The organism is Paenibacillus sp. MCAF9 (assembly GCF_052114265.1).
Classification (GTDB): domain Bacteria; phylum Bacillota; class Bacilli; order Paenibacillales; family Paenibacillaceae; genus Pristimantibacillus.
This window is the reverse complement of sequence record NZ_JBFREL010000002.1, coordinates 87,591-102,932: the sequence shown is the minus strand read 5'-3', so window position 1 is coordinate 102,932 and position 15,342 is coordinate 87,591. Positions and strand designations below refer to the sequence as shown.

The 15,342-nt window shown below is 33.5% G+C and carries 10 protein-coding genes; 6 read left to right on the top strand and 4 right to left on the bottom strand.

All coding sequences use genetic code 11. The features are described 5' to 3' along the window. Nucleotides 1–56: 56 nt before the first annotated feature. The 5 genes from AB4Z45_RS03385 to AB4Z45_RS03365 all read left to right on the top strand — a co-directional run bounded on the left by AB4Z45_RS03385 (nucleotide 57) and on the right by AB4Z45_RS03365 (nucleotide 11,318). Nucleotides 57–1,985: a site-specific DNA-methyltransferase gene (locus AB4Z45_RS03385; protein WP_441907919.1), complete on the top strand. Its 1,929-nt coding sequence runs from the start codon at nucleotides 57–59 to the stop codon at nucleotides 1,983–1,985. Continuing rightward, on the top strand, nucleotides 1,982–4,585 hold the full coding sequence (locus AB4Z45_RS03380) for a DEAD/DEAH box helicase (RefSeq protein ID WP_441907918.1): 2,604 nt from the start codon (nucleotides 1,982–1,984) through the stop codon (nucleotides 4,583–4,585). The genes AB4Z45_RS03385 and AB4Z45_RS03380 overlap by 4 nt, the downstream gene beginning before the upstream one ends. Nucleotides 4,586–5,271: 686 nt before the next feature. Beyond that, nucleotides 5,272–6,792: an AAA family ATPase gene (locus AB4Z45_RS03375; RefSeq protein ID WP_441907917.1), complete on the top strand. Its 1,521-nt coding sequence runs from the start codon at nucleotides 5,272–5,274 to the stop codon at nucleotides 6,790–6,792. Beyond that, complete coding sequence (locus AB4Z45_RS03370) at nucleotides 6,785–8,089, top strand: HNH endonuclease (protein WP_441907916.1); 1,305 nt, start codon at nucleotides 6,785–6,787, stop codon at nucleotides 8,087–8,089. Before AB4Z45_RS03375 ends, AB4Z45_RS03370 begins: the two co-directional genes overlap by 8 nt. Before the next feature lie 415 nt (nucleotides 8,090–8,504). Continuing rightward, the gene (locus tag AB4Z45_RS03365) at nucleotides 8,505–11,318 is read left to right on the top strand and encodes an ATP-binding protein (RefSeq protein ID WP_441907915.1); all 2,814 of its coding nucleotides are present in this window, start codon (nucleotides 8,505–8,507) and stop codon (nucleotides 11,316–11,318) included. A 453-nt stretch (nucleotides 11,319–11,771) separates the two neighbouring features. Here AB4Z45_RS03365 and AB4Z45_RS03360 read toward each other — a convergent pair whose 3' ends face one another. The 4 genes from AB4Z45_RS03360 to AB4Z45_RS03345 are packed head-to-tail and all read right to left on the bottom strand — an operon-like array spanning nucleotide 11,772 to nucleotide 13,991. Continuing rightward, a complete protein-coding gene (locus AB4Z45_RS03360; RefSeq protein WP_441907914.1) occupies nucleotides 11,772–12,074 on the bottom strand; it encodes a YfzA family protein in 303 nt (100 codons plus the stop codon). A 51-nt stretch (nucleotides 12,075–12,125) separates the two neighbouring features. Then, nucleotides 12,126–12,752 (bottom strand): ABC-2 transporter permease, encoded by a 627-nt coding sequence (locus tag AB4Z45_RS03355; protein WP_441907913.1) that lies wholly within the window; start codon nucleotides 12,750–12,752, stop codon nucleotides 12,126–12,128. Further along, complete coding sequence (locus AB4Z45_RS03350; RefSeq protein ID WP_441907912.1) at nucleotides 12,745–13,611, bottom strand: ABC transporter ATP-binding protein; 867 nt, start codon at nucleotides 13,609–13,611, stop codon at nucleotides 12,745–12,747. The genes AB4Z45_RS03355 and AB4Z45_RS03350 overlap by 8 nt, the downstream gene beginning before the upstream one ends. Next, nucleotides 13,608–13,991: a GntR family transcriptional regulator gene (locus AB4Z45_RS03345; RefSeq protein ID WP_441907911.1), complete on the bottom strand. Its 384-nt coding sequence runs from the start codon at nucleotides 13,989–13,991 to the stop codon at nucleotides 13,608–13,610. Before AB4Z45_RS03345 ends, AB4Z45_RS03350 begins: the two co-directional genes overlap by 4 nt. Nucleotides 13,992–14,382: 391 nt before the next feature. Between AB4Z45_RS03345 and AB4Z45_RS03340 the strand changes: the two genes are divergently transcribed. After that, nucleotides 14,383–15,168 carry a TatD family hydrolase gene (locus AB4Z45_RS03340; RefSeq protein WP_441907910.1) on the top strand — a complete coding sequence of 262 codons (786 nt, stop codon included), beginning with the start codon at nucleotides 14,383–14,385 and terminating at the stop codon, nucleotides 15,166–15,168. The last annotated feature ends 174 nt before the right edge of the window (nucleotides 15,169–15,342 follow it).

Genomic DNA, 15,342 nt, shown 5'->3' with positions numbered 1-15,342 from the left:
ACAACTTTTTTAACGTAAACTTATCTATAGATGAAATCGAAAATGGAGTGTTTCAGATGACAGAAGGTCGCTACAATCACTTAACCAAAGAAGAATTAATTGGATTGCTACATAAGCGTGATGCAACTAGAAAACTCGGATTAGTCTGGGAACGTGATGAAATAGAACACGAACGGGTTCTTAATGATGATTTTGTAGGCTTGGAGATGGATGAAAGTTTATCAGTAGGTCAATCTCCGTATGAGAACTTAATAATTGAAGGTGACAATTTCGATGCATTACGCTATCTGAATATTGCTTATAAAGGTCGCGTTAAGTGTATATATATTGATCCACCGTTTAACCTTGGTCGTGGAGATTTTATTTACAATGACAATTATGTTGATGAGGAAGATTCATATCGTCATTCAAAATGGTTAGAGTTTATGTATAGGCGTCTATTGTTGGCGAAGGATTTTTTATCAGATGATGGTGTTATATTCGTATCAATAGGAGATACAGAATATGCTCATCTTACATTGCTTATGGATCAAGTGTTTCCAAGTATGAGAGTAGCTACATTTGTATGGCGCCGTCGTAGTGGTGCAAATGATTCAAAGGATAGGTTTGTCAGTGCAGATCATGAATATGTACTATGTTATGCAAAAAAAGGCTTTTCATTTGCAGGTCAAGATAAAGACCTATCAACATATTCAAATTCAGATAATGATTCTCGCGGTGATTGGATTAACGACAATCTTGTGCAAGCCAAAAACTATAAACAACGTCCTGATGCATATTTCTCGATTCAAAACCCTTTAACAGATATATGGTATCCTTGTGATTTTGGGAACGTATGGCGATTCTCAACTAAAACTAGATTGAACGGTAAGAAAATTAGGACTAAACCTATGGAACAATTGATTGAGGAAAAAAGAATTATTTGGCCAACAGAGGAAAATATAGCAATATATAATAATATCTCGGACTTAAAAAAGGCTATAGTAGAAGGAACTGCACCAAAAAACTTGCAAGTTTATCTATCAATAGAGGAGTTAAAAGATCAGGTATCCAAGGGCCAGGCTCCAGAAAGACTATTAGAATACATTGAACCATTAGAAAACTGGGTGGGAAGAAAAATCGGTTATGGCAAACCTCGCTATAAACGATTTTTATGTGATTTAAAACGCACTGAGAAGCCTATATCAACGTGGATTTTACCGTCTTCGATAAACAAAACTGATTTACGAGCAATAGATCTTAATGAAGTTGAAGCGTTTGAAGTGAGTTACACAAGTGAAGGGACAACCTTATTATCACAAATGATTGGTAATAAAGATTTTCCTTATCCAAAACCATTGAGTCTTATTAAAGTATTGGTTGGTCAATCTACAGACGGTGAAAAAGGACATATAGTTATGGATTTTTTTGCTGGTTCAGGAACAACTGGACATGCTGTAATGGCGCTTAATGAAGAAGACAATGGAAATCGGAGATATATATTAGTGAGTTCGAAAGAAGCTACGAAACAAGAGCCAGAAAAAAATGTTTGTCGAGACGTCACTTCTAAACGTATTCGAACAGCAATTGAGGGTTATTCATATCGAACACCTAAAGGTATTGCATCTGTTGAAGGATTAGGTGGGAGCTTTGCATATATGCGTACAAAAAGACTGAAGCGTGAAACCCTAATGATTGATATGGGTCATGATCAAATTTGGTATGCTCTTCAACAACTTCATTCTAATGAAATTGCACCATTTAATAATGATGTTATTCTTCAAGTATTACAGGGTGATGAGATTGGTATTGATATAATATATATTCCGAAATTAAATCAACAAGTGCTTCAAGATTTAGACGAATTACTATCTATATCACTAAAACCTATTATTATCTACTCTTGGCAACCAGGAATTATTCGACAAAACATCAATTCAAGCCACATTCGCATTGAAAAGATTCCTGATTATTTGATAGAACGGTTTGGGAGGATACATACATGAAAACAGCAAAAACTTTTGGTACGGTACTGAAACGGTTCCAACAAGATGCTGTGAATAATGGAACAGCCGTTTTAACTAGATGCTTAATTGAATTGTCGAAACTTGATAAGGAATCTAAGAACTTTAGGGAAAATAGGAATTTGATTATTGGTGATGTTGGTGCTTTATTATTTGAAGCCCCAACTGGCAGTGGGAAAACATTAATGGCAGGTCATGTTGCTGAAAATCTTAGTCAACTTCATAATACAAAAGGGTTACCCCGTATTATTTGGTTTTGGTTTGCACCCTTTGCGGGGTTAATTGATCAAGCAGTTCGAACTATAAGAACAGAATTCAGCTCGTTGCGCCCTAAAGATCCAGTTGTGGATCGTGATGTTTATGATTTGAAATCTGGTGACGTGTTTGTTACTACTTGGTCTAGTGTTGCTGTATCAAATGAATTAAGCCGTAAAACAAGGACTAGTACAGAAAGTCTGCTTTCCATTGATGACTTAGTAGTATTTGCTCGTTCTCAAGGATTCATAATAGGAGTTATTATTGATGAAGCACATCACACATTCAGAGGTCAAACACAAGCATTTTCCTTTTATAATTCTGTATTATCACCAGAGCTAACTATGCTTGTAACAGCAACTCCGAGGGACAAGGATATATTATCTTTTACTAAAGCAACGGGTGTTTCAAATCTTAGGCGAATTACAGTATCAAGACAACAAGCAATTGAAGATAGACTTATTAAACAAGGAGTTAAAGTAGCTGTATTTAAAGCTCCTTCAAATGTTCAAAGTTTAATTGACTTTAAACGGACTGCGTTGAAACAAGGTGTTGCAACACATAATAGGCTCAAGAGGGCTCTCATTGAGGCTGGACAGACAGTAGTGCCTTTATTGTTAGTTCAGGTAGATTCTGAAGAGGGCTCCGTAGAACAAACTGTTAATTGGCTTAAAGAAATGGGCTTTCGTACAGAGGGAGAAGAGGGATTAATTAGATCCCACACAGCAGCTGAGCCAGACCCATATCTTTCAACGATTGCAGCAGATGAAAATGTAGAAGTGCTTATCTTTAAAATGGCTGTGGCAACAGGCTTTGACGCTCCACGTGCTTTTACGCTAGTCTCATTCAGACCGAATAGGGATGATGATTTCGGTGTTCAGATTGTTGGTCGTATTCTTCGAGTGGATCGACGGTTGCAAGTTGTAGATAAACTTCCAAATGAACTTAATTTTGGATATGTGTTTCTATCAGATAATACAAGTCAAACTGGGTTAACAAGTGCTGCACAGCGAATTAACCAAGTGAAGGATGAATTAGCATCTGTCACAACAAATGTTACAGTTATTCCAATAGATATTCCCGAGATGGAGCTCACTCAAAAAGGAGATAGTACGTTCTTAACATTCAATGTATCTAAAGAAGAATATATTTTTGAAGAACCTCAAAATACCGGGGTCAAAGAAAATACAGAGACATATTCTAATAATATTAATGACAGTGAGAGAGAGTTGGAATCAATACTCGTTTTTCCTAATGATCTAAGTCAATCAAATAGTTTATTAACGATAGAAGATCATTTTCAAGAGGTATTATTCCAAGAGTGGGGTTTTATTGATTTAAACACAGCTGACAATATAAAAAAAATAAAGCCAAATGGATTTCGATATGATATCAATACTAGCTTGAGTTCTCCAAGAATATTTAGTCGGGCGATGCTTTCTTTAAACAATATTGATATCGTAAATCATATAGTTTCACAATTTCGGTTTGATAATGATTCACTTCTTGTTGCACAACAAAATGCCACTAGAATTATAAAGGAAGAGATTGAGATATTTGGAAATCTCAAAGAGCGTCCTGAAGAAATTCGTGCAGATCTAGCTCAGAAAGAAATTGATGCTCGTGCTCAATTAACTCTTTTTACTGCAGACGACTTTGATGTTATTGATATGAGGGAGTTATATACCGCGCTGGCGAATCAGCTAAGAGTGGAAGTCGAAAAAAAAGGAATAGATGATTTTTTCAATACAGATGAAAAGCTACGTTCTGGGCTACATAAGATATTAGCTCTCCGTCCTCAACAATTGAAGTTAGCAATCTCTGAAACAGTCGCGAAATATACAGTAAGGAAGGATTCAGAGCCAATACCTGATTATATTTTTTCAGATGAACCTCTTGCTCCTTCAAGGTTAAATCTCTATGGAGTATTTCCCGATGATCTTAATTCGTGGGAAAGACCATTTGCAGAATATCTTGATGATGATGTTTCAGATACTGTACTTTGGTGGCATAGGAACCCCCCACGTAAGCCCTATTCAGTTACCATGCCTTTGCCTGGACAACCGGATTTTTACCCTGATTTTGTTGTGGGGATAAATGGTCGTAATCGTGGTGAAGGAATATTGCTAATGGAGACAAAAAGAGTGATTAACGATCAGGAGCGTAATGCATTGGTTAAGGCACAGGCAGTTCATCCAGAATACGGAAAAGTAATGATGATTTTCTGGCAAGAAAAAAGAGAATGGCATGTTGTTGAATATGATCCGAAGACAGATAAAAACTTTTTAGATCGTGTCTTACGAATGGATCTTATGAATACTTACTAATAATGAATTTAAAATTTAAAATTACATATTAGATATAAGTACTTTTTTGAAGAATTGAATATTGTTACGCAAAAAGAGGAGATAAACTAATAAATAGTTTGTCTCTTTTTTTTCAGAAACAATATGACTAATTAGCTATTAATTATAATTAAATGAGTTTAACTGTGATAAGTTTAGATCTAGTTGTAAAAAGTTGCGAGCTGAACTACTATATGGATATGACAAATTTTTCTGCAAATTATTTCAATATGAGGTAGGTAATCAACCAGTATGAGTATATCTTTGAATTGATAGAATAATCAAATTATTAGAGACAAATAGAGAAAAAACTTGAGTTAATATAGTAATTATTAAAAAAAGTATTAGATACAACTGTAGAAGAACTGCACCAATTCTTAATTAATGAGGATGAAATTAATACTTTTAAAGCATTATGTGAGTATATTGAAACTCATGACTATCCAAAATATTTCAATTATAAATTGGATATAATGGTTAGTTGGAGTCCTCTAAATCAAATTATCTTGAATTACAAATAGGATTACTACTCCGTCATTAACGAGTCTTCTTATTTGTAATAAGTACCGATACTCCTCTATCTAACATGAAGATTGTGGACTTTCTTTTATGAATATGTATATCTTTGAGATGAAGTATGGAGAGTTAAAAATAGGTTAATACACTTAATGATTAGAATGGGTGAAATTATGGGAGTCTCACTTTTCAGATTAATTAGATTTCAGACTAATAGTAAGTTAAGAAATAATATAGATGTACAATTTATACATCAGGACCAAACATATAGTGAAGAAGTAATAACTACGTTATTAATTGGTTCAAATGGTACAGGTAAAAGCTATATTCTATCAAAAGTATCAGAGATATTTAGATGGCTAAATGGGTTCAAAAATGGAATAAACAACAAAAAGGATAAAAATTTTTTAAAGGACAATGATAATTTCACCTTGATATATTCTCTGGGTCACAAAGTTTTTGAAATTAGAAATGAAAGTGGGAAAGTTACGCTTAATGGGGAGACATTAGATGTAAAGAAACTGAAACTTCCGAATAAAGTTTTAGCCATATCATATATGGTAAATGACAAATTTATTTTCCAAAAGTCTGATATGTCTCAACAAAATGATATTTATGAATATTTAGGTCTTAGAGACGCTTCAAATGTTACATTCGTAAATTCAGCTATCAGAAAAATAGTTGATATTTTAGCAGAATTAGCAGTTGATAAAAATTTTATGGAACGTTTCGAGTCTGTTCTAAATTTTTTAGGTCTGAATCCAAAGATAACAGTTTACTTCGAGCCCAAAAAGCGAGTACATACTTTTTTTAAAGAACCATTTCCCTATAATGAAATTGAAGATTTATTAAACAAAATAAAACGATCATCTGATTATCGCGCAGATAAAATCAAGAAGTGGGAAGAAGAAGATATTAATCAAATAGTTAATTTCATTAATATTGAGACGCAGTTTAGGAATGTAAGGGAAACAAAAAGGGGTTCATTTCTTTGTTATGAAATTGATTTTAAAAATATACAGGGCAATAATTTATTAAAACAAGATTTTGAAGTTCTTTCAAAACTAATTTCATTAAATTATTTACGTATACCCAAGTTGGAGATATCTAGAAATGGAATGTTTGATTTTGAAGAAGCAAGTTCAGGGGAAAAACACTTTCTGTTTTCAATGATTCAGATTTTATCGAAAATTGAACACCAATCTCTAATATTAATAGACGAACCAGAGATTAGTTTACATCCAAACTGGCAAATTAAATATATTAATTATCTAAGAGATATAGTCTCAAAATATAGCTCATGTCATTTTCTCTTAGCTACTCATTCACATTTTATGATATCTGACTTAAAACCAGAGTCATCTTCCATAGTTTCATTACATCAGGCAGTCGAAAGTGATGAGATTATTGTGAAGTTGCATGATGAAAATACATTTGGATGGTCTGTAGAAGACATTCTTTACAATATCTTTGGAGTAATTACAACAAGAAATTTATATGTCGCTAAAGAAGTAGATAGCTTTCTAGAGAAGTATAGCTTATCACTTGTACCCGAGGAAGTCCTTAAACAAGAGATTCCAAAATTGGAATACATAAATTCCAATCTAAAGGATACTGATCCTTTAAAGTTAGTAATTCAAAAAATCTTAGATAGGTTTGATGAAAATGAATAACCCATATAACTACAGCCAAATGGAATTAGATTTAATTAGTGATAAATTTGATCCTAAAGATTCAAAAGCTTGGGAAAATAATGTTTTTACAGAATTACAGAAATCAATTAGGGGACATCTTAAAAGAATAAATGATACTACATGTTATTACTGTAAAACTAAATTATATCCTGGGACTCACACTTTGCAGATTGAACATATAATTGACAAAAGTCACTATCCAGAATTTACTTTCGAGAAATATAATCTAACCATAGCTTGCCCTATTTGCAATACAATGAAAGGGGTAAAACACGTACTTCGACAACCAAGAGGCGCAACGTTTCAAGCATTCCCTAATAGTTCGACGGACTATTCTATTGTACATGCCTACTACGATACATATGAGCAACATATTGAAATTGAAGATGATATTTTACATGTAGGTCTCACTTCTAAAGGACGCAAGACAATTCATGTTTGCAAACTTTATAGAAGTATCTTAGCCGAACAAAAGGCTCAAGATACTCATTTGCAAACCTGTTCAGAGCATACTGGATTAGCCCAAAGATTACGTGCTACATTCGATCCTACTGAAAAGACGCAAATCGTTGAACAAATCGATAATATATTAAATCGTGTGGATGAGATTGCACACATTCGAAAATTTATAACATTGGTAAACGAAACGGAGCAAGTTCGAATAACGTTGGATAAAATTGAAGAGCGGAATGAGCTTTATGAGATGCTTATTTCCATTGAAGAAATTAATTTGGATTTATTTATTTTATTTATTAATACTCGGCAAACCTTTGAGGCATTGATGCAGATAATTTCAGACAAACTTATTAGAAAAGAATTGGATAATATAATTTTAACAATTCAACAAAGTAACCATGTTAACCAGAAATTAAGGGTTAAATTATTGATTACTTTATTATTGGCCGACCCACCTCTAAACCAACATATTAATTTATTAGTTAGCAATCGTCTTGGTTTTAATATTGATCAACTTAGACAAGATGTTGACTTTTTTAAAGATGTGATCGATGAAGTAATAAAGATTATTCAAGTGATGAGTCTAATCTCAAAAATCAATAGATATTCTTCTGTTAAAAATAGTATTGTTCAAATATCACCAACTAAAGTGGTTCAAATCACTGATGCCATCCGGGAACTAACAATCGTTAATGTAAATCCAAAGGAAAAAAATTTAGTTAAGTTCTTAAAGAGAGTGTTTAAAGTTAAAGCGATTATTGAAATGATCCCTTCTCAGGAGCTAATAAGTTATAAACCTTTGTTTGAAAAATTAATTTAATATTAAGAAAGATTTTTTGAATTTTCACTAATGTTGTTGTAACAATTGAGTTCAAAGGGGGAAGGATTGGCGACGAATGCCGTCATTTACAGGCCCGAGGCAACTACAGCACAATACAGGGATGGGAAAACCCGTATAAAGCAAGGCTTTAACCTACCCTAACAAATACTTAGCAAGTGACCTAGACTCCCTTGGACGATAATGTACTAGGTGAGCACTTGATAATAATTTGACCAGATAATGACCATTAATACATTAGAAGTATTATTTTTGCCTGTACATAAAGGACTATTTTTGTTTGGAGAATAGGCTTGAATTTATTTAGTATTAGAAAACACATAAAACCCATTAAGTTGCTTGTATTTATAATTAACTCGAATGATGATATAGATTTTATAGGGATGGGGACAAATTAATGAATGCTCAAGAAAATATCTTGATGATGGAAGAAAATAAGCAAAATGAAGTAGTGAATATGATAAGTGACTTAAAATCATTAGATGAAGCGCTTAGAAAATGCAAATCAGAAGATATATTTAAATCTATAGCTCAAACGAGTAGTAACTTTTTTTATGAATTAATACAAAATGCCGATGATGCAGAGGCGACAGAAATTGAGTTTTTAATCTCCAATGACAAAATAGTTGTTACAAATAACGGAAAAAAATTCGGACTTGAAGATATTACAAAATTGTGTGGTGTAAGCCACCAAAAAAAAGATAAAGGTTTAATCGGAAGGTTTGGTGTAGGCTTTAAGATTGTTCATACTATAGCAAATAGGGTTGATCTCTATTCTAATGGTTACTATTTAAAAATTGAGGATTTTATTAACGTTAATATTCTTAGAAAAGGATATACGGAATTTTGTAACGACAATACTACGTTTGTTTTACATCTATATAAAGGAGACGAAGAGTATAAATTAAAGACTGGCCAAAATACCCAAGATCGCAAAGAACTATCAAGTATCATAGAAGAGGCTAAAGAGTTTGAAAATACTAACTTTGTTTTTTTGAATTTCATAGAGAAAATAAAGATATTATACAATAATAAAGTAGTATTCAAATTTCATAAAGAAAAAGAAATAACTGACTTAAAGATCGAAGGGGAAGTTATTAAATTTGTTGATAAAGTTTTCTTTAGTGGAAATGAAAAATACTTAATATTTAAGTCCCAATCAGATAAAGATAAGACTAACAAGGAATATTTAAAAATAGCATACAGAATCGATGACAATAATCGGGTATTAAAACAATATGGTAATGATAGAACTTCGGTATTATATGCTTTCTTTCCTTTAGAATCAGTAAATACAGGGCTAAACTTTTTAGTTCATGCAAATTTTACACCTGAATTAAATAGAACTCATTTAAAACTTTCTGGGAACAATATAGAGTTATTTAACAAACTATTAGGAATGATTGGGGAAAGTATTGTTGAAATAATCAATTTAGGTTATGAAATAAATTATGCACTTTATCCATTAACGAAAAAATCCGATGTGAATAATCCGACGACTGAGTATATTTATAATAAGGTAATTGATCAAATTGTTGAAGTATTCAGGACTAAACCAGTTATACTGGGTGAGGATTCTAAATATCATTTCTCTAAAGAAATACTTAAGGTAAACTCAAATCATGTATCCAATAATTCTCCAGGGGAAAAGACAAGACTCAAAGAAAATTTCAAAAGTACAAAACAATTGTTTAAAACTAGTCTGTTTTCTAGAGAGGAAACGGTATGGATTAATAGTGAATTGGAGCAGCTGTTAGATAATTTCGTTGAAAATGATAAAGATATTATTGATAAAATCGAAATTAGAGAGATTAAAATTGCTGATATACTACATGTTATGAAAGATTTCAGGATAGTGAATAATGAAAAAGATCAGGAATGGTTACTGGATTTTTATAGATATTTATTTTATGATAAAAAACTGATTGAAATTTGCAAGACATTCAATTTATTTAAAACTAATACTGGTGAATTCGTATCTATTAAATCAAATGATAGAGATTATAACTTATATTTAGACATAAGTAATTCTATTGAGGAAAGTAATATAGATTTAACTGATATTAACATTTTTAATAAAGAATTATTAAGAGAAGGAGATCTTCATGAAATTATCAAAAATAGTAAGACACTTATTAGTTTTGACCTCAAAGATATAATTGAAAATATAATTGATTTAGCTGAAAATAAATTGTTTACTGAAAAAGAAGATGGTAAGAAATATTTAAATGAAGAAGCTTATTTCAACACTTTAACAAAAATTATAGATTATATGTTACTAATTAAAAGTTCGAATAACAAGGACGTCGTTAACCTATTATTAAGGAAATTACCTATATCTGGTTGTAGGGAATTGACTAGTTACTTGACGGAAAAAAATAAAAGTAGTTACTACATATATTTAAGTGAAGATAGTTGTGTTCACTGGGATGATCGAAATATATTTAATCTTTTTTTAGGAAAGGAAAGTAATAAAGATGAGCTAAAAGCTTTAACAATCAATAATAACTCAGTGCATACTCAGCATTATCTAGTTGATAGTAATAAGTACAAAGAAAAGCTAAGCAAAGATAATTATGAGTTTTGGAGCAATTTTGTATATGATTTAGGGCTAAAAAAGGGTATTTTTATAAATGAGAAATTTAGATTTTATAACGGCTATAAATTTAAGAGTGAATATAATATTAATAGCTTTAAAAATAGAATTCAACCTAATAATCATTATAATTCAGTTGATTTATATGTCCCTAGCCTATTGTATGTTGAACAAATCATACATAATATATCATATGAAAATTCCAAGCGTTTATGGGACTTAATATGTGAACTATTTAAGAGTATTAATTTTAGCACGGAAGCGTATATTTTGAATTATTACGGACAACAGGAACAGCGAATTATCTTAGAGAATGAATTTATTTATCTGCTTCAAAACAGTGGTTGGTTGTATAAACAAGATGATAATAATTTATATGAACCCCTTAATATTAAGTATAGTGATTTAGAGAAAAATGGTTACTTTTCCGAGGARGGTAATATGAGTAATTACAAAAAAATGTGTAATCTTTTAAATATATCACTAGACAGTAAAAGAAGTAAGAGATCGATAAATATTCAAGATGAGATAGATAAACTAAGTAATGAAGATGAATTAATTCAATTAGTAGATTTCTTAAATGAAAAGGTGAAAATGATGAAGCTTAAACAATAACGCTAAGAAAGTGGTAATAACATCATTTATACTTTTTTTAAACACTTTCTCCTCAAGAAGAAATTATTTTCACTATAATCTTTTTCTCATAATCCTTTTTGTGAAACATCTCATGGGCGGCATGATTTATTAAAACCCAAGTGGCTGAATTAAACTGGGGACGAATTGGGGACGAAAGCCATCATTTACGGGCCAAAGGCAACCATACAGAACAATACAAGGTTAGGTAAAACCCTTATAGATCAACGCTTTAGCCCACTCTTACAAATGCCAACCAAGAGACCTATGTTCCCTTGGACGGTGCATGTAGAAGCGGTAGTTTTACTACATCGTATAAACAATACGGAAAAGTCTGATCCATTTTTACAATAGACATTAAACTAGCTCATGCGGAAATGGCATGAGCTGTTTTTTTATTTAGAGGAGCTACTGTCAATATAAGTACTAAACCATTCATTTTCTGGAATAGTTGCTTCTTACTGCCCTTATTAATGCAACGGGAAGTAATGTAATAGAAAAGATGGCTGTGAATATGTTGAATTGTGTGGTTTTATAAGGGACGAACCATTCCATAAACAGCTTCGAATGAGATATGGAGTTATATATCCGGTTAAATAATGCCCCATCTTGCAAGTTTGGCGCCCATGAAAAACGATCACAGATGATAAAGAATAATTGTAAAACAAGAAATAGCCCCAGCGGAAACATCCAACTTCTTTTTATATTAGATCGGCCTTTGTTTGGTGTAACTTTCATTTGACCAGTGCTCCTTATCATTTAATCACTATTATATACTTGTTCGGCCTCCTATAAGTCCTTTCTAGTAAACAGATGTACAGTTAAGTAATAGGAAGCAATGAATAACAGTAAGACAGCAATCGGGATAAGAAATAGCGTTTGGTCATTGCTAAAGCCTTGGTTGTTTATCATATTCATAAACATAGCTGTAGGCTGCGCCAGAGCAATTAGGATAATCATAAATACGAAATTTATAATACCGGTTCCTTTTTTACTAAGTGTGTAAAAGAGCGGCATATAAATGGAAGTTAGAACAAGCACTATTCCTAATGGAACTAGCATGTCTATGACCGAATAATCCGGCTTGTTTAGCTGAGGGAATGCTATTTTAACGAGAGAATGTATCCCATAAGAAGCAAGGACTCCAAAAAGTGCGTAAATGATGGCTGTTATGTATTTCGCTTTTACAATATGTTTACGGCTAATCGGCAGTGTGACCAGAAAATTATGGTGATTTTTTTTGATATCGATCATCATACCTAAACTAAGTGACGCACAGGCTGTATAGATAGCCACAAGGTGAATAGATGATTCATGTTTTGGTATAAATGCAATACTGTATACAGCGAGAAAAAGTATAATAAGCCCTAGTGAGCTTTTTAAAGCGATGAAGTCTTTACGAAGCAAGTTAAGCATGAATTCGTCCTCCCTTAGCGGTGTAATAGATGATGTCTTCTAAGGATGGTTTATCGAAAACAACATAATTGCCAAACAACTGTAAGGCATCTTGCCTATTGTTTACTAAGCCCTCAAACCCAACATCAGTCTCACGAATCCCGATAAAATGGCTTCGTATATCCGAATCAAGCAGTTGCAAGTCACCTTTGACGATTGCATACCTCTCAAATACTTCATCTTTTGATTCATTAAATACGAGCTTTCCACGATTGATGAAAGTAATGTAGTCAGCAATGCGATCTAAATCTGTTGTAATATGGGTCGAAAATATAATGGTATTTCTCTCGTCCTGCATCATATCCCCAAGTAGATCAAGCAATTCTCTTCTAAACACAGGGTCAAGTCCAGAGGTTGGCTCATCCATAATTAAGAGTTCTGCCTCATGCGATAAGGCAACTGCAAGTGAAAACTTGATTTTCATCCCCTTTGATAACTCATCGATCTTCTTCTTAGGAGACAACTCGAATTGTTCAAGTAAGCCGTTAAACTTAGTATTGCTCCACTTTTTGTAGAAAGGCGCGATCATCTCCTTCATATCACGAATCGTAAGATGTTCATAATAGAAGCAGTCATCCGACACGATACCGATTCGCTGCTTAATATCAACTTCATGTTCAGGCATAGCGCGGCCTAATATTTTTACACTACCGGAGTCTGGACGGATCATGCCGAGCATCATTTTGATCAAAGTGCTTTTACCAACACCATTCGGACCAATCAGTCCGGTTATGTAGCCCTTTTTTACATCTAAAGATACATTATCGACTGTAAAATGATTGTATGTTTTCGTAAGATTACGTAATTCTATTGCATTCATGGGGTCTGTTCCTCCTCGAAAAAGAGAGTGAAATGATTGATTAGATCTTGTTGACTCATGTTTAGTTCCTTGCTTTCTCGAATGATTTCTATCATTTTCTCTTCTAATAGCTTCATACGCTGCTCCCGAATAAATTCTTTATTTGCTCCCGATACGAAACAGCCCTTACCTACAACGGAGTCGATTAACTTCTCTTTCTCTAACTCTTCATAAACACGCTTAGTTGTAATTACACTAACTTGCAAATCCTTGGCAAGCTGCCTAATGGAGGGAAGGAGTTCACCTGCTCGTATTTCATTGCTCAAGATGCTCTGCCTAATCTGGTTCATTATTTGGATGTAAATCGGATCGCTTGATGCGTTGGATATAATAATTTTCATGTTTCATTACCTCGTTCTCGTTGATAGAGTATCTACCGTATATATATAATATATACACTATTATCTTTCGCGTCAATATTTTAATATATTGTGATTATTGGGTAGTGGAGCAACAGTTCATGCAGGAGATGATTCCACGCTTATATTAGTTTTTTTCTGTGGCTTCAACGTGAAATGCATGTGTTGGATGCAGAGGAATAAATCTAAGGGGAAAAAATGTAATTACCCATTGAATCGATATCATTTCATTGTAAAAAATGCTTTTAATCAAACATTCCCTACCCTCCATTGATTTGAAATGCTTATAATGCAATTAGAAGATTTTGGACGTAAAGAGTATGTGTGTACATTAGAAGCAACAAGAAATGAAATCGAACGGAGCGAATAAACGATGGAAAATAAAATTATAGATATTGGCGTCAACTTGATGCATCGATCGTATAATCAAGATCGTGAACAGGTGGTTGAAAGGGCGGCAGCGAATGGGGTTTCTCCACTTGTTATCACGGGAACAAGCTTGAGGAACAGCATGGAAGCTGCCCGCTATGCAGGTCGTTTACCCGGAAAACTGTACTCTACTGCGGGTGTTCATCCTCACGATGCGAAGAGCTGCACAGATGAGACGATGAAGAAGCTCAAACAACTGGCGGCACAGCCGCAGGTGGTGGCCATCGGAGAATGCGGATTAGACTATAACCGAGATTTCTCACCGCGGGATGTACAACGCAAATGGTTTGCCGAGCAAATTGATTTAGCGCTTGAGCAGGATATGCCGCTGTTTCTGCATGAGCGGGAAGCATTTTCGGATTTTATAGCCATGCTTAAGGAACAATCGGTTCAGAAAGCGGTCGTCCATTGCTTTACGGGGACTTTGCCAGAGATTAAGGCTTATCTTGAAATGGGGTTCCATATTGGGATCACAGGCTGGATTTGTGATGAGCGAAGAGGCAAACACCTGAAAGAGCTTGTAAGGATGATTCCGCTAGACCGGCTTATGATTGAGACGGATGGGCCATTTTTAACGCCACGGGATTTGAAAGGGAAGCCGCAGGATGGACGGAATGAGCCGGCTTTCTTACCACACATTTTGCAAACTGTATCACGGTGTATAGGAAAACCAGTGGAAGAGGTAGCTAAGGCTACGAGAAAAACGTCTGAGGAATTTTTTGGTTTATAAGAGTTAAGAGATAAGAGGCGCCAGACCATCTAACTCTGATATTGAACTTTTTCTCACTGTCTATCATAAAAGAAAATCAACGGCCTGGTATATGGAGAAGGATAATACGATTATTTTGATATGACGAAAGCATAGTTTTATCCCAACCGCGATTAACGCGGTTTTTTTATTTTC